The organism is Rhodococcus sp. H36-A4 (assembly GCF_027158005.1).
Taxonomy (GTDB): Bacteria; Actinomycetota; Actinomycetes; order Mycobacteriales; family Mycobacteriaceae; genus Rhodococcoides.
In genome coordinates this window covers 61,609-80,184 of the sequence record NZ_JAPVLQ010000005.1, presented here as the reverse complement: position 1 = coordinate 80,184, position 18,576 = coordinate 61,609, and the positions used below count along the sequence as shown (strand labels likewise).

Sequence of the window (18,576 nt, the reverse complement as noted above, 5' to 3'; positions counted from 1 at the left end):
TCGAGACGGTCCGGTTACCTGCCGGTAGCCGCGTGTGTGGCCTGTGCGACCCGCCGGAAGTTTCCACCGAACACGGCGTCGACGGCCTTGTCGTCGAAACCACGACTACGCAGCACCGTGGGCAGGGTGAGCGTTCCTTCCGGCGGAACCCACTGCAGCGGCCCCCAGCGCGTGTACATCTCCGAGAACGCCTCGGGGTGAATTCTGAGCTCGTGATTGAAATCTTCGTGGTCGAACGAATAGTCCGAGCCGATACCCACGTGCTCGATGCCGAGCAACTCCACGCCGTATTCGATGTGGTCCGCCATCGCCTGCACCCGTTTGTCGTCGTCCTCGGGCGCATTGACGCCGAGGAAGATGCCGACACCGTTGATCCCCACAACCCCTGAAGTGCGTGCGCATTCGAGCGCCTGCTCATCGGTAATGTTCCGCGGATGCTGCCACAAAGCGGCGAAATTGGAGTGACTGTAGATCATCGGGTGCTCGGTGCAACGTGCCACGTCGAGCCCGGTCGCAGTGCGAGCCGTCGACGAGCATCCCCACACGATTCATCTCGCGAACCACATCCCTCCCGTACGCCGTCAGACCCGTGTCTTCGACGTCGAGGCATCCCCCTCCGGCCGCATTGGCGTGGTTGTAGGTCGGAAGCATGGAACGCACACCGAGGCTGTGGAAGTAGCGGACATTGTCGAGATCGCCCTCGAGTGGAACGGAATCCTCCAGGTCGAACGCCAGGGTGATCAGCTCGGCGTCTTCGGGTTCGTCCACCGCATCGACCATGCGAAAACGTCCGTCGGCGAGTGCTTTACGACGGAAATCCTGCGCCAGCGCAGTCACGACAGCTTTGGAATGCGGCGAGAAGCCGACGTTGACGGACACGTACGACCCGAGCGGGTACCGAGCCAACTCCGTGATGTCCGCAGTGGGCACAAGCGGCAGACAGCAGTGCTGTTCCCACAGATTCATCTCCGGCGATCCTTCCTCGAACACCACCACCCGACACGAAAGTGAGCACCGGCACGTGACCGGTCACCTTCGGAGCGACAGTACCTACGAGGGTACAAATAGGGCATGAGCAACACCTCTGATCCGTACCTGTGGCTCGAAGAGGTCACCGACGGGCGCGCATTGGACTGGGTACGCACCCGCAACGCCGCCACCACCGCCGCGTTGGCCGGCCCCGAATTCGACGACATCGAAGCACGCGTGCGCGAGGTCCTCGACACCGACGCACGAATTCCGTATGCGCGTCGGCGCGGTGAGTACCTGTACAACTTCTGGCGCGACGCCGAGCACATCAGAGGACTGTGGCGTCGGACCACGATGACGGAATACCGCAAGGCCTCTCCCGAGTGGGACATCCTGCTCGACCTGGACGCCGTTGCCGAGGCCGAAGGCGAGAACTGGGTGTGGAGCGGTGCGCAGGTGCTGCGTCCCGATCAGCACCTCGCGTTGGTCACGATGTCCCGCGGCGGCGCCGACGCGTCGATCGTCCGTGAATTCGACTTGCGGACGCGCACGTTCCGCGACCATTCGGAAGGCGGATTCTTCGTTGCCGAGGCCAAGACCGACATCGGGTACATCGACGCCGACACCGTCTATGTAGGAACCGACTTCGGTGCCGGTTCGCTCACCGACTCTGGATATCCGCGTATCGCCAAGCGGTGGACCCGCGGTACCCCGCTGGCCGAGGCCGAAACCGTGTACGAGGGAACGACGACCGACATCTCGATTTCGGCGTGGCACGACCGGACTCCCGACTTCGAACGTGACTTCGTGCAACGCGCGACGGACTTCTTCAACGCCGAGTTGTATCTGCTGGACGGCACAACCCTGACGCTGATCGATACGCCGACCGATGCAACGACTTCGGTCCACAAGCAGTGGCTACTGGTCCGCACGATGACCGAGTGGACGATCGGCGACAAGACGTATCCGTCGGGCGCGCTACTGGCCGCGAACTTCGAGAGCTTCCTCGCCGGGGACCGCGAGATGACCGTACTGTTCTCGCCCGACGCACACCGCTCCCTGCATCAGTTCGCCTGGACCGAGAATCACTTGCTCGTCGTCACGCTCGTAGACGTGCGCAGCGAGTTCCGAGTGCTCACTCCGGGGCCCGGTGCCTGGGATGATCAGCCGTTGCTCGGCCTACCGGATTCGACCTCCACCGAGATCGTCGGCACCGATGCGGAGGAGAACGGTGACGAGTTCTTTCTATCGTCGAGTGGTTATCTGACACCTGCCACGCTGCTGTTCGGCACGATCGGCGGCGACCTCGAGGTCCTCAAACAGGCGCCGTCCTTCTTCGACACCGATTCGATGGCCGTCACTCAGTATTTCGCGACCTCGCTCGACGGCACTGCCGTGCCCTACTTCGTCGTCCGCAAGGAAGGCATCGGCCCCGGTCCGACGATGCTCTACGGCTACGGAGGTTTCGAGATCTCGATGACGCCGTCGTACAGCGGTGCAACCGGTCTGGCTTGGCTCGAGCAGGGCGGCACCTACGTAGTGGCCAACATTCGAGGCGGCGGCGAATACGGCCCAGAATGGCATACCCAGGTGCTGCGCGCCGGCCGGCACAAGGTCCACGAGGATTTTGCGGCTGTGGCACAGGATCTGGTGCAGCGCGAGATCACCACACCCAGCCAGCTCGGCGCTCAGGGCGGAAGCAACGGCGGACTCCTGATCGGAATCATGCTGACCAAGTACCCCGAATTGTTCGGCGCGCTGGTCTGCCAGGTACCGCTGCTGGACATGAAGCGATATCACCTACTGCTGGCGGGGGCATCGTGGGTGGCGGAATACGGCGACCCGGACGACCCCGACGAGTGGTCATTCATCTCCGAATACTCGCCGTACCAGAACATCGTGGCCCCGAACGAGAAACGCTATCCGTCGATCCTCATTGCGACCTCGACACGCGACGACCGGGTGCATCCCGGTCATGCCCGCAAAATGGCCGCGCGGCTCGAAGAACTGGACCAGCCCGTCACCTACTTCGAGAACATCGAAGGCGGGCACGGCGGCGCTGCGGACAACGCTCAGCTGGCCTTCAAGACGGCGCTGTCCTTCCGATTCCTGTGGAAGGCACTGCAGCCGTAGCGTCGAGAATTCGACAAGAACTTGTCAGCGATGAATCCACGAGCTCACGAGGTCCGCGACGGCCGTCGGATTTCGAATCCAGCCGTTGTGGCCGAGTGACTGGGCGACGTGCTCGGCGGTGACGTCGGCGTTGCCGAGCTTGTCGACCAGATTCTTCATCGACCCCGGCGGTGCCACCTCGTCCCCTTCGATCGTGATCGTCAGGACCGGTAGCTTCAGTCGGCCCATCCGCTCCTCGTAGTTCATGTCGGCGCCGGCCGGCTCGATCAGTCCGGTCCGGGCGAATCTGGACCAGTCGTCGATCAGCACACGCGACTGCCGCCCGAAACCACCGACACCGACGCGATCCCCTGGCCAGAAGCCCGCAATGCTGCTCGTCAATGCCATGGCTGCGGCGCCGAACAACAGTGGGACACCGCGCACGGTTCCGAAGCCACGGTGGTACGGCGACCCCGAGGCAACCAAGATCAGCCCGGCCAGTCGACCACGGATTCGAGCCGCATACATCGACCCGAGTTGGCCGCCCATGCTGTGCCCCAAAAGATAGGGAGTGGCGGCCGGAAACTCCTCGCGCACCACCTCGAAGATGGCAGGAAAGTCCACCGATACCAGTTCCTGATAACCGTATTTGCTGGCGGAACTGGGTTTGGGCACGCTGTCGCCTTGTCCGCGGAGATCACCGACAGCGGCATGGAAACCGCGGGCGACGAGGGCTTCGGCGAATAGGCGGTAGTAGCCGCCCGGAATTCCGAGCCCCGGCATGATCACTATTACCGGGGCATCGTCTGGCCCGTCGGCCGGAAACAGCGATACCGGCACTGTCGAGCCGTCGGGCATTTGAATAGGAACGGTGTGCACCGACCCAGACTAGGGCGTGCGTCCCTGGACAGACCGATGGCCGGCACCCATCAGTTGAGGGTGCCGGCCATCGGTCTAAGGAATTTAAGCGGGAGGAGTTGCTGAGCTACCTGATGCTGCTCCGAGAAGCTTGGCCAGCAAACCGAAAATTCCAGCAAGTTCGGCGGATCCCATATGAAACTCCTTCGGTCGAGGACAAAAACCCAGAGGTTCCGTGACGGTCGTCACAAAATGATCTCTGTGCGGATAGTTGTACCGCACTAGGTCACGTTTCGCACACGAACGAACAAACGTTTCTCCATCACGCTCGCGCAGGTCACAAAACGACTGCTGCACGCGTGCCACCGCAGCCGCCCCCGACTGCGACCACGGCATACACCGTTGAGAAAATCAGGCAGCGCTACCGGATGTCAGTACGCCCACGATCTGGTCCACGATCGACTCGACGAGCCCGTCGAGTACGCCCGAGAAGATGTCGGTGATGAACCCTGCTGCTGAACCCATGGAAACTCCTGTACTTGTCATTCGGAACAGCCGTAGAAAGTACGACCTGATTACGTTCATACCGCACTCGGCAAGGTGGCGCAGCATTCAGGCGTGAAGTCGAATTCTCACGCCCTCATCGGTACCCATGCAACGTTTCTTTTACTCGAGACAGCGCGAAAACCATTCGAAAGAAACGGCTTTGGACGTCGATTCGGTGAGGGGTTTGTTATCGCGCGGTGTCGCACATTCGCATAGCAGACGTCCGAATATCGTAAAAATGCGGCGCACGCGAGAGACTCCCGATCCGCACAATTGCATCCGACTTCAGGGTGAAGATGGGTGGACTTCCCGATGTACGAGTGGGCCACCACCCCGCAGACTTGTCGGTATGACTTCCACCAACCCACCCAAAGAATTCGTCCGCTCCGACTCTCAGAAGATGGTCGCAGGTGTATGCGGCGGCATCGGAGAGTACTTCGGCATCGACGCCAACCTCGTCCGAGTCCTGACGGTGCTCGGCACCGTCGTCTCGGGCGGAACCGTCGCGCTGATCTACCTCGCCGCGTGGATGCTCATGCCGGGCAGATGATCAGTCCTGACTGCCTGCGGGCAGCTCAGGTAACCGCAACCACCTGAAACGCCTCCGCGAGCCGACCTTCGGGCAGCCCTGCCTGAGAAGCGGCGGCGCCCGCAAACCCACGCAGCAGTGCGTCGAGCTCGTAGATATGCTCGGTTTGACTGCGATGTGCCCGCAACGCAGCGACCTTACGATCGAACGTTGCTGTGATGTCTACGGCCGTGTTGTTATGTGGACCGCCCATGATCCACAGCTGGTGCGCCGACCATGCCTGCAGACCTTCGTCTGCGAGCAGCTCCGGGTGCGCGTACGGGTTTCTGGCATCGGGGTACACGGCGGCGAAGGCGGCCTCGCCTGCCGCCCGGTGATCCGGGTGCGAGGCACCCACTCTTCCCCAATCGAACTCCGGTGATTGGATCAGCACCCGCTGGGGGCGGACCCTCCGGATAGCCCGGCTGAACCCCTTGCGCAGCTCCATCGTCGGGTACAACGCGCCGTCGGCGAACCGGAGGAACTCCACGTCGTGCACACCGAGCGCAGCCGCGGCGGCCTGCTGCTCGGCCTCGCGCATCGCCGCCATCGCCCCGCGCGGGATGTCCTCGAATCCGCCGGCGTCACCCGAGGTGGCCAGACAGTAACCAACCGCGATTCCGCGCTCGGTCCAGCGGGCGATCGTGCCGGCCGCACCGAAGTCGACATCGTCGGGATGGGCGGCCAGCACCAGGACTCGCTCGATGTCACTGTCGGAGACGGTGTCTGTGCTGACGGAAAGGGAATCGGGTGTCATCAGTTGGCCAGCATACGGCGCAGGACGTACGGCAGATCCCTGTGTGCTGCAAGTACGCCGCTTCTGCGGATTCGCTTATCTACGGGTTCGCTTATCTACGTCGAGGAATGGTGTCGACCTTGTCCCAGCCACGACGGCGTTCACGGGAACCTTCGTGCGCATCGCGGCTGCGGTAGATGATGTACGGCCGAAAGATGTATCCCAACGGGGCGGTGAATACGTGCACCAACCGGGTGAAAGGCCATACCGCGAAAAGACTGATGGCGGCGAGCGCATGGAATTGGAAACTGAACGGGGCATGCGCCATCAATTCGGGCTGCGGGTCGAAGAAGAAGATGCCACGGAACCAGACGGACACACCTTCGCGGTAGTTGTAGTCCCCGACGACGCCGGTCCCGGTGTTGACCAGGCCTCCCAGTATCACCAGGGTGAGCATGAGATACATCAGCTTGTCCATCCTGGTCGTCGCCCCCATAACGGCCTTGGTGAAGCGGCGACGATAGAGCAGACCTGCCAAGCCGACGAGGGTGAAGACACCGGCCACGATGCCCACCGTGACCGCCATGAAGTGGTAGACGTTCTCCGAGATTCCGACGGCCTCGGTCCAGCTTTCGGGAATTCCGAGGCCCATCACATGTCCGAGGAATACGGCCAGAATGCCGAAATGGAACATCGGATTCGCCCAGCGCAGAATGCGGCTTTCGTACATCTGACTCGATCTGGAAGTCCAGCCGAATTTGTCGTAGCGATAGCGCCAGATGTGGCCGAGAACAAAAATGGTCAGGCAGACGTAAGGGAAGATCAACCACAGGAACACATCCCGGACATTGTCCATCATGCACCTCCAGGCATCGGTAACAAATCGGGCGAACCATAGGGATCGAGACCCACCTGCTCGTCTTCCGGACCTTCGGCGATCAAACGCTCGACAGCTTCGTGATCCTTTCCTTTGAGCGGGGGCAGCGTGGCGCATACTGCTTCCATCGCCCCGCTCCACGGCGAGTCGATGTCGCGTAGATGCAGGCGGAGCAACTCGAGGCCGGCGCGGTTGTCCAATATCATCTTCAGGCCGGCGCGCTGATCGGTCGTAGCGGCGAATTCCAATACGACACAGAGATGATCAGGTAGTTGATCATCGGCGAGCATCAGCCCCGCCTTGGTGTACACCTGCTTGATACGCAGCAACGCGAGCCCACGTTTTCGAGTCTCTCCGTTCGAGAAGTAGGTCAAGAACAGGCAGCCGCGCCTGCGATTGTCGAAGGTGTCGACGTAACCGGCTTCGGACTCAGGTAGCGGCCGAGTGCGGAGGTGATCGATCGTTTCCTGCAGTCCCTTACCGAGTTTCGCGGGCAGGGTGGCAGCGACTCGGCCGAGGAGGTCGAGATTAGACATCAAGTGCGCGTCCGGGTAGTCCATCAGCATCGAGGCGGACTGCCACGTGCGGGTGAGTTCGTCGGTCGAGTATCTGAGCTTGGGGACACGTGGGGTCATGACCGGTGCTCCGTATCGGCCGAGTCGGATGACCCGGCAGCCTCGGGGAAAAGCCCATCGGGGGTGCCCAGTCCATTCCAATCCATCAGGTTGATCCGCACACCCGCCGGGCGTCCCGGCCCGGTCGGTGTACCGACGCCTGGATCGGCACCCATGCCGAGGTCTCCACCGAAAGAACCGTCCATCCCGCCCATCCCGGGCCCACCCTCGACGTCGAGGGAACACTCGGTGGCGATGTTCTCGAGTTTGTGGGCGTCTTCGTAGTGGGCCGCCGGTACGACGTAGCGCTCGTCGTACTTTGCGATGGCGAGCAGACGGTACATGTCCATCATTTCTTGCCCGGTCATTCCGACGGACTCCGGGATGGATTCGTCTACCTCCCAACCCATATTGATATCGCGCATGAACGAACGCATCGCGGCAAGCTTGCGGAGCACCTTGTCCACCGGAGCGGTATCCCCTGCCGTGAACAACCCGGCGAGATACTCGATAGGGATCCGCAGTGAGTCGATGGCAGCGAACAGGTTTCCCTTGCGTTCGGCGTCTTCACCGGTCTCGCGGACTGCGTCCACAACGGGAGACAACGGGGGTATGTACCAGACCATCGGCATCGTTCGAAATTCCGGATGCAACGGAAGTGCGACCTCGTATTCGTTGATCAACGCCCAGATAGGTGACCGTTGCGCACTTTCGATCCAGTCGTCCGGGATGTCGGCACGCTGCGCCTGCCGAACAACTTCCGGATCGTTCGGATCGAGAAAGACGTTGCGTTGAGCTTGCAACAAATCGTGTTCATCCGTCACCGAGGCCGCGTCGAGTACCCGGTCGGCGTCGTACAACATCAGTCCGAGGTACCGCAGCCGTCCCACACACGTTTCGGAACAGATTGTGGGCTGACCGATCTCGATACGTGGATAACAGAACGTACACTTTTCGACTTTGCCGGTCTTGTGGTTGAAGTACATCTTCTTGTACGGGCAGCCACTGACGCATTGCCGCCAGCCACGGCAGCGATCCTGATCGACGAGGACGATGCCGTCCTCTACTCGCTTGTATATCGCCCCGGTGGGACACGACGCCACACAGGACGGATTCAGGCAGTGTTCACAAATACGTGGCAGGTAGAACATGAATGCCTGCTCGTACTCGAATTTGATCTTGTTGCCGATCTTCTCCAGTATCGGATCGTTGTGCCCGTGCTCGACCGACCCGGCAAGGTCGTCGTCCCAGTTCGAGGACCAGGTGACTTTCGTATTCTCGCCGGTGAGCAAGGATTTCGGTCTTGCCACAGGCATATGGTCCTGAGCCGGAGCGGTGGTGAGGTTCTCGTAGTCGTAGGTCCACGGCTCGTAATAGTCGTTGATGCCGGGCAGGTTGGGGTTGGCGAAGATGGTGGCGAGGTTCTTCAGGCGACCGCCCGCCTTGAACTTCAGCCGGCCACGCTTGTCGAGCGTCCAGCCACCTTTCCACTTCTCCTGATCTTCGTAGGTCCGCGGATATCCTTGACCGGGCCGCGTCTCCACATTGTTGAACCAGACGTGTTCTGCGCCGGAACGATTGGTCCACACCTGCTTGCACGTGACCGAGCACGTGTGGCACCCGATGCACTTGTCCAGATTCATGACCATCGCCATCTGAGCCATTACTCGCATCAGTACTTCACCTCCTGATTACGACGGCGGATCACGGTGACTTCGTCGCGTTGATTGCCGGTAGGTCCCATGTAGTTGAAGGCGTATGTCTGTTGGGCGTATCCGCCGATCATGTGCGTGGGTTTGATCATGAGCCTGGTGAGCGAGTTGTGATTGCCGCCGCGCTGGCCGGTCGTCTCGGAAATCGGTGTGTCGATGAGGCGGTCCTGCGAGTGATACATGAAGACAGTGCCTTCGGGCATCCGATGCGAGATGATGGCACGTGCGTCGACCACGCCGTTGCGGTTGACGGCTTCGATCCACTCGTTGTCTCGCACACCGATCTTCTCCGCATCTTGCGGGCTCATCCAGATTCCAGGCCCGCCGCGGAACAGCGAGAGCATGAGCAAATTGTCTTGATATTCGGAGTGAATCGACCACTTGTTGTGCGGCGTCAAGTAGCGAACCGAGACCCCGTGATCAGGAGTTGCTCCGATCTCCGGTTCGTCGAAGAGCGCGGTCATGTTCAGCGGTGGCCGGAAGGTGGGCAGCCCTTCTCCCAACTCGGTCATCCAGTCGTGATCGAGGTAGAAGTGCTGACGACCGGTCAGCGTGTGCCACGGCTTTTCCCGTTCGACATTGATCGTGAACGGCGAGTATCTACGGCCGCCGGTCTCGGATCCGGACCATTCGGGTGAGGTGATCACCGGAACCGGGCCGTGTTGGGTATCGGAGAACGTGATGCGCTTGCCCTCGTTTTCGGAGGCCAGGTCGTGCAGCATTCTGCCGGTACGCTTTTCGAGTGTCTTGAAGCCCTGAGTGGCGAGCCTTCCATTGGTGGTGCCGGACAGGGCCAGGATCATCTCGCAGGCCTGGATGTCACGGAGAATATCGGGACGGCCGTCGGCCGGACCACCGCGCACGACACCGTTCTTTTCTTTGAGATCAGCGATTTCTCGGCTCAGATCGAAGGTGACTCCCTTGGTGGTCGCGCCCAGGGTGTCCAGCAACGGCCCGACGGCGCGCATCTTGTCACCGATCGCCGTGTAGTCCCGCTCGACTTCGATAATCTTGGGCATCGTGACGCCGGGCTCCGGTTCGCATTCTCCATACTTCCAGTCCCGAACCCTGCCGTGTGGTGCTGCCATCGCATCAGGCGTGTCGTGGGTCAGGGGTGCAGCAACCACATCGGTCTGCGTTCCGAGGTGATTCACCGCTAGCTTGCTGAATACCTGAGAAATCTGTTGCCACGCATCCCAATCCGTACGTGACTGCCATGGTGGCGAAATTGCGGGATTGAACGAGTTGACGAACGGATGCATATCCGTCGTCGACAGGTCGTGTTTTTCGTACCAGGTGGCGGCCGGCAGCACGATGTCCGACAAAAGCGTCGAACTCGTCATCCGGAAATCGAGGGTCGTCAGAAGATCGAGCTTGCCGATGGGTGCCTCATCGTGCCAGCGAACGTCCTGCGGTCGGAAGCGCTGCGCAGTCTCCTGGGCGCTGACGGTGTGTGACGTGCCGAGGAGGTGATTGAGAAAGTACTCGTTTCCTTTGGCCGAGGAACCGAACAGGTTCGACCGCCACAACGACAGAACCCGCGGAAAGTTCTCCGGCGCATCAGGATCCTCGGCTGCGAACTTCAGCCGTCCGGCCTTCAGCTCCTCGACGACATAGTCCTTGGCCGACTGCCCCTTCTGCTTGGCCTGCGCTCCGATCACCAAGGGATTTCGATCGAACGTGGGGTAGGACGGCATCCAGCCCAGACGCGCGGACTGTGCGATCACGTCGGCAGTTGTCTTGCCTGCCAGTTGGCCTTTGCCGGTCTGCGCCGTCAGCGTGTCGGCACCGAACTGGTCGTAGCGGAACTGGTCGGTATGCAGATACCAGTAGGCGGTCTGCACCATGTTTCGAGGCGGTCGTACCCAGTCCAGGGCATTGGCCAACTGGTTGTACCCGGTCAGCGGACGGACCTTTTCCTGGCCGACGTAATGCGCCCAGCCGCCACCGTTCACGCCCTGGCATCCCGTGATCGTCGTCATCGTCAGAAAGGTCCGATAGATGGTGTCGGAATGGAACCAATGATTGGTGCCCGCACCCATCAGAATCATCGATCGGCCCTTGGAGTCCTCGGCATTCTGGGCGAACTCGCGGCCGATCCGTTCGGCAGCGTCCGCAGAGACTCCGGTGATCGCGGCCTGCCACGCGGGTGTGTAGGGGGATTCTGCGTCGTCGTAGCCGCTGGGCCAGCTCCCTGGTAGTCCGGGTCTACCGACGCCGTACTGGGCGAGCATCAGGTCGAAAACCGTGGTGACGAGCCTCCCTGCAACGCGGCGTACTGGTACGCCGCGTCGAATCACGCCGACCTTGCCCTGGCCGGCATCGAAGCGCGGCATATCGATCGGGACGTACTGATCAGCACCGTCGATCAGCGACAGTGTCGGATCGATGTCGCCGAGATCGAGGTTCCACTTGCCCTCACCGGTTTCACCGTAGCGATGGCCCAGCGTGCCAGGAGGCACGACGAGTTGGTTGGTCCTGGCGTCGACCATGACCGTTTTGAACTCGGAGTTCTCCTGCTCACTCGCTATCTCGTCGGTGAGGTCCGATGCGGTCAAGAACTTTCCGGCGGTGTAGGTGACCTCGCCGTCCGGATCGTGTGTTTCGTCGAGAGTGACGAGAAACGGCAGATCCGTGAATTTCTTGACGTAACCGGTGAAATAGGGAGTCTGCCGGTCGACGTAGAACTCCTTGAGGATCACGTGACCCATGGCCATCGCCAGAGCGCCATCGGTACCAGGCTCGGCAGGGAGCCACTCGTCGGCGAACTTGGTGCTGTCGGCGAAGTCCGGTGAGACGACGATGACTTTCTGTCCGCGGTAGCGGGCTTCGATCATCCAGTGCGCGTCCGGTGTCCGGGTGACCGGCACATTGGTACCCCAGATGATCAGGTAGCTCGAATCCCACCAGTCCCCGGATTCGGGGACGTCCGTTTGATCCCCGAACATCTGCGGGGAAGCGACCGGCATGTCCGCGTACCAGTCGTAGAAGCTCAGCATCGATCCCCCGATGAGGTTCACGAAGCGGGCACCGGAAGCGTGCGAGACCATCGACATCGCGGGAATGGGAGAAAACCCGGCGACACGGTCGGGACCCCATTTTCGGATCGTATGCACGTGCGCCGCCGCCACTATCTCGATTGCCTCGTCCCAGGTGGCACGCACCAAGCCACCCTTGCCTCGTGCGCGCTTGTAGCGTGCGGCGCGCTCAGGATCCTCGGTCACGTCGGCCCAGGCAAGTACTGGATCCTCCAACCGGGACTTCGCTTCCCGGTACATCTCGAGCAGTACCCCACGAATGTAGGGGTACCGGGTTCGCGTCGGCGAGTAGGTGTACCAGGAGAAGGAGGCACCGCGAGGACACCCGCGCGGCTCGTATTCGGGCTTGTCCGGCCCGGCAGTGGGATAGTCGACGGCCTGGGTCTCCCACGTGATGATGCCGTCCTTGACGTAGACGTTCCAGGAGCACGATCCGGTGCAATTCACCCCGTGGGTCGACCGGACAACTTTGTCGTGACTCCAACGATCCCGGTAGAAGGAATCGCCCGAACGTCCGCCGATCGCGAGCAGCGTCCGCCCATCGGCAGACACAGGCTGGTTGCTCCGAAAGAATCGACGAGTCTTGATCAAAGCATCTGTCAATCCACTGTTCATGGTGGCACTCATAAAAAGTCCTCCCGAGATTGGAGTAGCTACGCAAGATGAGCCGAAATCGTCAGGGGTGAACCACCAATCGGTCGACGAGATGCCAGATCATCGCCACGAAGACGATCGTCCACGCACCCAACGCAACCCAGGACACGACGTCGCCGATAACTTCCATCATGGGTAAGTCATCCGCCTGACCCAGGTAGTGCGAGGCGACGCCGTACATCCCGAGTGGGAAGATGATGCTCCACAGAGTCGCGTCGTAGACCAGCGGAACTCGATTCTTGACATGCCGCCACCACGCCGCGGCGAACAAAACTGGGATGAGCCAAGTTCCGAAGGACCAGAACATCACCGCAGTGCCACCGATTAGGCCGCGGGTGGCGTCGACCATCGGGGCATCGGCCATTTGCACGATGCGGGCGCCTGCGAGGACGGTGATCGCGGTTGCGCCCATCGCAACCCAGTAGACGGGGGTGAGGTCGACCGGGTTCAAGGGATAGAGCAGCAGCCTCGCCGCGACCAGAATCGCTACGCCCGCATAGAGGAAAGCGCCGACAGACCAGGAGAACACGGCCATCAGTGCGAGTTCGTCCCTGCCGGTTGTGACCACTGGCTCGAGGGCAGCAGCGAGCACGGCAACGGATTGGCAGGCGACCACCCAGATGAACCAGGTGCCGTTCGCGCCCGCGAGAGCCGGGCGACTCGACGGATTCAGTATCGCCGTCGAGGGCACCACGTATCCGAGCACGAACCAACTCAGCGCCCCGAGGGCCAGGATCCCCAGAGCCACGGTGTGCGCTCCCCCGGCCGCGAAGCGGGTGCCCAGGACGTCGGTGGCGGCGACGAAGGTGAAGAATCCGAATCCGCGCCGCGGGTCGGTGAAATCCGCGCGCAGCAGTGGCCCGAAGCGCAGCAACCGCCAGCAAGTCAGCACCACCAGGACGACCCAGGCAAGAACTCCGATCACGAACAGGGCCGCAGAGATGAGCGGCTGGTCGTTGTTCTTCATCGCGACGGAGATGATTCCGGTGGCCATGACCAACGCGAAATAACCCGGGTTGAGAGTCGAGACAGCGCCTCGAACGGCGGTTACAGTCCTCCCGCCGCCACTCCTCACCGTCACGACGTGTTACCGATTCGCCGGTCTATGACGCCACGAGCTACACAGGCTCTCCGCACGCGGGCGGAGTGACGTGGCGATCGCCTCGCCACGTCGAAGACGTGCTCGCTGTGTCATTCGGAACCCTCACCTATGACATGCCAGCCAGTTCGCTGGCGTTGCACCGTGCACGCTACGCCGGATACACCCACATTCGGTGTGCTATGCCGACCGACCATGCAGGACTACACATCTGAAGCAAAGTTTTGTCAACCGCTAGCCCGCTCGGATGCGTCGAAGTCACGAACGTCGGCATCGACGATCGCGTCCTGCTGTTCAGAATCAGGACCGGATCGACGGAAGGCATGCAGCTGCGCTTCACTGGTCCATCGCTCGTAGACGTTGACCCTCCGTGCGTCGAGCAGGTCCGCACCGATCGCGAAGTCCTCGCATCCTTCGGACTCTCGTGCGAGCCGAACCACCTCGACACAACTCTGCAGATACCGATCTCGTTCGTTCGGATCCACCGTCAGATACCCAGCAACAATGATCATGAGCCTGAGACCTCGACGCGGAGCAAAACTCATCGCCCGGCGAACCCGCTACGCCCCCTACTGCGTCAGTGCACCAACCACCCGCACGGCGCCGCGAGATCCGCAGATCCCTCAGGACCCATCGACCCGTCCGCGTATGGCTTCACCTCGGGTGGATCGTTCAACAGCGGTGCCGCCACCTCCCAGACGTGCGCGAGCCCGTCGGGTCGGGTGAACAACGAACGATCACCGTTGAGCACGTCGAGAATCAGACGTGAGTACGGCGACAGCGGGTCGGCGTTGGGAACGGACGGCAGAGGCAGAGACAGATGCCCGGTGGACAGATCGAAGTCCGGTCCCGGCTCCTTCACCGTCATCGCCATGTCGATCGAGCCGCTGCCGGACAAGTCGAAGGACAGCACTGCCCCGTCGTCCGGGAGATCGGTCAGCGGGCTGTTCTCCGGCTTCCGGAACACCAGCGACACGCGCTGAGCACTGACCCCCAACATCTTTCCGGTTCGAAGCAAGAACGGCACGCCGCGCCATCGATCGGTGTCGACCCACAGCTTGGCGGCGACGAACGTGTCCACAGTCGAGTCGTCGGCCACCCCCTCGACGTCGCGATAGCCGTCGTACTGACCGAGTACGACCTCGGCCGTGTCGATCGGCCGGAAGCACCCGATGACCGTTTCCCGTGCGGATTGCAGATCGTCGGCAGCCAACGACGCAGGTGGCTCCATCGCGATCTCGGCAGCGACCTGAAAGAGGTGAGTCACCAACATGTCGAGCACGGCCCCGGTGCTGTCGTAAAATTCGGCTCGGTCATCGATGTTCAGTGTCTCGGGGACGTCGATCTGCACCTGAGCCACGTGTTCGGCGTTCCAGATGCCGTCGATCATTCCGTTCGCGAACCGCAGGACGTGCAGGTTCTGGGTCGCCTCCTTGCCGAGAAAATGGTCGATTCGGTAGACCTGCTTTTCGTCGAGAACCTCGTGCACGACCTTGTCGAGTTCCTCGAAAGCGTGCTGAGACGTGCCGAACGGCTTCTCGTACACCACCCGTGCACCATCGGCGAGATCGTGCGCACCAAGGGCCTTGGTGTAATCCTGAAACGTGCTCGGCGGCAGTGCAATGTAGTGCACCAACTGCGCGTCCTCGCCCATCTCTTCTTTGGCCGACGCCACCACCTCCGGTAGCGCACCCGGGTCTTCGACGGTGAATCCGTTACCTGCGAATCGGACCCGTTTGGCGAACCCGTCCCAGTCCTTGCTGCCGAGTTCGGAGCCGTATTCCTTCAACGCACCGTGGACGTGGTCGCGGAACTCGTCGTCGGAGGTGTCGTGACGACCGTTGCCGATGAGCAGCCACTCCTCCGGCAGCAGTCCCTCGACGTGGAGTTGATAGAACGAGGGCAGGACCATGCGCTTCGCGAGGTCACCGGTCGCACCGAACAGGACGAATATCGTAGGTTGCAGAGACGCCATGGATTCCATCATGCCCGCACCGATCGTGTGGTGTGGTCGAAGCCGCTAACCTCTGGACCGAGCCGACAGTGCGGTGTGCGACCCGGCACGAGGCGAGCTTGTCGGCGATCAGCACCCGTGGCGGGTGAGCATACTGCGTCAGAAGTCTAGAGTGACCTGGTCTCGACGAATACTTCTGCACGCCAGGTCGAGGAAGAACGACCGTGTCATTGCGCGCATGTCAGATTCGCCAATATCCGGTGCACTGGACGTGGTCCTTCGCGAAATCGCGCGCGCTCAGAAGGTGCGAGCGAAGTGATGTCACAAGTCCGGACTCGCCGGCGAGCCAGGCGTAGGTTCGGTCTGGATCCAGATCCATGCCTGCAAGCAAGCTGTGCGCAGCGGCAGCGTTGCGCGCTCGGACAATATTGAGCCGGGTTGGCGCGGACAGTGGCATCTCGAGGTCCGGCCCGCCGTCGACGATAATTACGTCGCCCTCCACATCGTCTCCGAGAGATTCGGAAAGTCGCGACAGTGATGGCAGGGCAGTCGCGTCCCCGATCGCGAGAATCTTCGGTAAACGTGGCAACGCGCGACTGACTCTCGGCCCCACTACGCCGATCGACATGCCCGACTCTGCTTGTCGCGCCCAGTCGCTCGCGATTCCCGAGTCGTGGAGGACGACATCGACAACGAGTCCGGCTTCGTCCAGGTGTCGCACGGTGTATTCCCGGAAGATCACGTTCGGATCGAGCGGACGCGCAAAGCCTCCGTCGCCGGACGTCTTGGGTACGGTTATCCGCTCGCTTCCAGGTTGCGGAAAGAACAGGATTACAACGTCGTCGAATCCGGTGCTCGTTACCGCCGGATGTCGGTCTTCTGCGTCGGCGAACGCACCCAGCTGAGGACCTGCCAACACCAGCCGGACCAGCCGGTGAGAAATGAGGGCACAGTGTGCGACCTGCAACATTCGGACGATCGTCGGATGCTGCGTCTCGGTGCGAAATCGAGAGATTGCTCGACGATTACGCACCGTCATGGCGTGGTTCATCCGAGCGAACGGTAATGGCGGCGAGGCTATCCGATGGTGATCGTGGGGCTGCGGAGGCTTCGGGCACATCGCCACGCTAGCCTACAAAGATAAGATTGCCTAACCTAAGTACGGTGGTCTAGTGTTGCGCAATGCTCAGAGTCAACAGATCCTCGACCCGCGTCGTCTTGGGTGTAGTCGCGACAGTTTCAGCGCTCTTACTCACGGCCTGCGGTGGAAACACCTCCTCCGGTGACGCTGCTGGATCGGACGAGGCCTTCACAGTCCAACAGGCCATGGGTGAAACCCTCCTGCCCGGTGTGCCCGATCGCATCGTTGTCATCGACTCGCCTCATCTCGATGCTCTCGTCGCCCTTGGTCTCACCCCGGTCGGAGCCACGGAATCTGCTGCTGGAGGGGGCTTCCCGACATATCTCGCTGACGGTCTCGAAGCTACGAAGGGCGTCGGCTCCACTGCCGAGCCCGACATCGAGGCCATTGCCGCTCTCGCGCCTGACCTCATCATCGGCTCGAAGGTTCGGCACGAGACGATCTACAACCAGCTTTCGGCGATTGCCCCGACCGTTTACTCGGTGAACTCCGGCACCGACTGGCAGGAACAGGCTCGTGTCACGGCTGCTTCGGTGAACAAGAGCAAGGAGATGGATGACCTCCTATCCGGGCTCGCTGCGCGCGCAGTCGCTGTCGGCAAGGACGTGGGAGCCGAAGGACAAACCGTCTCAATGGCACGGTTCCGGCCCGCGAACTTCCGCCTGTACGGGCCGAACACGTTTTCTGGCTCGATTCTGACGCAGGTGGGTTTCAAGCTGGGTGAGCGTGACTGGAACGAATACTCGATGCTCGAGCTCAGCACCGAGTACTACGACCAGATCGACGGCGAGATCATTTTCTACACAAACCCGGGCGGCGACCCGAAGGCAACCACGATGAACACCGTGACCGGCCTCTGGGGTTCGCTCTCCGCCGTCCAGAGTGGCAAGACATTCGAGGTCGAAGACGAAACGTGGATGGTCGGCATAGGTGTAAACGGTGCGAATATCATCCTCGATCAGGTCAGTGAAGCACTCACCTGACGTTCCACTCCGTCTGAACTCATGGCTGATGCGGGTGGGATGGAGAGACGCCACGGTCCATCCTGCCCGCACCGATCCTGTGGTGTGGTTAGAGTCGATCTGGTGACACGATCGAGATTCCACGGCGAGATCTACGGGATGGGCACATCCTCGGGCACACGCATCGTCGTCGGCAACTGGACGCGGTCCCCGCTCGGCACCTTCGCCGACGTCATGGTCGAGTTCGAGAACGGCCACCGCCTACTCTTGGCCCCTGATGACGAGGTGCGTGAATTCGTCTCGACCACATACACATTCGACGAGACAGTTCTCACGCCGGTGACCTTCGAGCGCCTGCCGGACGGATCGAGGAAAGTGCAGGCAGGTCAATTGGACCTGCGAATCCACACCGGCCGAATCACACCGCTCGGCGTGCTGCTGAAGCTCGTTCCCACGGCCATCGCGACCGCCCCGTGGTTCTGCACTCTGACCGACCCCATCGCCCGAGTGGTGCTCCGCGGCGTACGGACCCGCGGCAGCGCCGGCGGCGGGCGACGCGAGTATTACGGGGCTCGCACCCAATACCGTGTCACCGCAGTCGAAGCGTCTTGGGAAGGAAAGAAACTCGGCTCACTGACCCGCGTCACGCCGCCGGTCCGATTCGGATTCGGTTCCACACCCCAGGCCCCGAGCGTCACTTACATCACCACCACTATCGACGACTGACTCGTTCGAA

At 61.6% G+C, this 18,576-nt stretch carries 14 protein-coding genes and 1 pseudogene; 4 read left to right on the top strand and 11 right to left on the bottom strand.

Going from position 1 to position 18,576, the window contains the following annotated elements:
* Window positions 1-14: 14 nt before the first annotated feature.
* Window positions 15-780: pseudogene (locus tag O1W68_RS14655) on the bottom strand (dipeptidase).
* 291 nt (window positions 781-1,071) lie between these two features.
* On the opposite strand from O1W68_RS14655, the gene O1W68_RS14650 reads away from it, so the two are divergent.
* Window positions 1,072-3,102 (top strand): prolyl oligopeptidase family serine peptidase, encoded by a 2,031-nt coding sequence (locus O1W68_RS14650; RefSeq protein ID WP_269304687.1) that lies wholly within the window; start codon window positions 1,072-1,074, stop codon window positions 3,100-3,102.
* Between the two features lie 24 nt (window positions 3,103-3,126).
* Here the strand turns inward: O1W68_RS14650 and O1W68_RS14645 are convergent, their stop codons facing one another.
* Window positions 3,127-3,960 carry an alpha/beta hydrolase family protein gene (locus O1W68_RS14645; RefSeq protein WP_269304686.1) on the bottom strand — a complete coding sequence of 278 codons (834 nt, stop codon included), beginning with the start codon at window positions 3,958-3,960 and terminating at the stop codon, window positions 3,127-3,129.
* Between the two features lie 874 nt (window positions 3,961-4,834).
* Here O1W68_RS14645 and O1W68_RS14640 point away from each other — a divergent pair.
* Window positions 4,835-5,035, top strand: coding sequence for a PspC domain-containing protein (locus O1W68_RS14640; protein ID WP_269304684.1), 201 nt, complete (start codon window positions 4,835-4,837; stop codon window positions 5,033-5,035).
* A 25-nt stretch (window positions 5,036-5,060) separates the two neighbouring features.
* On the opposite strand, the gene O1W68_RS14635 is transcribed toward O1W68_RS14640, so the two are convergent.
* The 9 genes from O1W68_RS14635 to O1W68_RS14595 form a co-directional block, all read right to left on the bottom strand.
* Entirely contained in the window at window positions 5,061-5,810 is a 750-nt protein-coding gene (locus O1W68_RS14635; RefSeq protein WP_269304683.1) for a PIG-L deacetylase family protein, read from the bottom strand.
* 91 nt (window positions 5,811-5,901) lie between these two features.
* The gene (narI, locus tag O1W68_RS14630; RefSeq protein WP_269304681.1) at window positions 5,902-6,648 is read right to left on the bottom strand and encodes a respiratory nitrate reductase subunit gamma; all 747 of its coding nucleotides are present in this window, start codon (window positions 6,646-6,648) and stop codon (window positions 5,902-5,904) included.
* On the bottom strand, window positions 6,645-7,301 hold the full coding sequence (gene narJ / locus O1W68_RS14625; protein ID WP_269304679.1) for a nitrate reductase molybdenum cofactor assembly chaperone: 657 nt from the start codon (window positions 7,299-7,301) through the stop codon (window positions 6,645-6,647). The genes narI and narJ overlap by 4 nt, the downstream gene beginning before the upstream one ends.
* Window positions 7,298-8,953: a nitrate reductase subunit beta gene (gene narH, locus O1W68_RS14620; RefSeq protein ID WP_269304677.1), complete on the bottom strand. Its 1,656-nt coding sequence runs from the start codon at window positions 8,951-8,953 to the stop codon at window positions 7,298-7,300. The genes narJ and narH overlap by 4 nt, the downstream gene beginning before the upstream one ends.
* The gene (locus O1W68_RS14615; RefSeq protein WP_269304675.1) at window positions 8,953-12,657 is read right to left on the bottom strand and encodes a nitrate reductase subunit alpha; all 3,705 of its coding nucleotides are present in this window, start codon (window positions 12,655-12,657) and stop codon (window positions 8,953-8,955) included. The genes narH and O1W68_RS14615 overlap by 1 nt, the downstream gene beginning before the upstream one ends.
* A gap of 49 nt (window positions 12,658-12,706) precedes the next feature.
* The gene (locus O1W68_RS14610) at window positions 12,707-13,765 is read right to left on the bottom strand and encodes a tellurite resistance/C4-dicarboxylate transporter family protein (protein WP_269304673.1); all 1,059 of its coding nucleotides are present in this window, start codon (window positions 13,763-13,765) and stop codon (window positions 12,707-12,709) included.
* A gap of 245 nt (window positions 13,766-14,010) precedes the next feature.
* Complete coding sequence (locus O1W68_RS14605; protein ID WP_269304671.1) at window positions 14,011-14,295, bottom strand: putative quinol monooxygenase; 285 nt, start codon at window positions 14,293-14,295, stop codon at window positions 14,011-14,013.
* A 65-nt stretch (window positions 14,296-14,360) separates the two neighbouring features.
* On the bottom strand, window positions 14,361-15,758 hold the full coding sequence (locus O1W68_RS14600) for a glucose-6-phosphate dehydrogenase (protein WP_269304669.1): 1,398 nt from the start codon (window positions 15,756-15,758) through the stop codon (window positions 14,361-14,363).
* Window positions 15,759-15,978: 220 nt separating this feature from the next.
* Complete coding sequence (locus O1W68_RS14595; protein ID WP_269304668.1) at window positions 15,979-16,788, bottom strand: siderophore-interacting protein; 810 nt, start codon at window positions 16,786-16,788, stop codon at window positions 15,979-15,981.
* Window positions 16,789-16,919: 131 nt separating this feature from the next.
* On the opposite strand from O1W68_RS14595, the gene O1W68_RS14590 reads away from it, so the two are divergent.
* Window positions 16,920-17,861: an ABC transporter substrate-binding protein gene (locus O1W68_RS14590; RefSeq protein WP_269304666.1), complete on the top strand. Its 942-nt coding sequence runs from the start codon at window positions 16,920-16,922 to the stop codon at window positions 17,859-17,861.
* Window positions 17,862-17,963: 102 nt separating this feature from the next.
* The gene (locus O1W68_RS14585; protein ID WP_269304664.1) at window positions 17,964-18,566 is read left to right on the top strand and encodes a hypothetical protein; all 603 of its coding nucleotides are present in this window, start codon (window positions 17,964-17,966) and stop codon (window positions 18,564-18,566) included.
* Window positions 18,567-18,576: the final 10 nt, after the last annotated feature.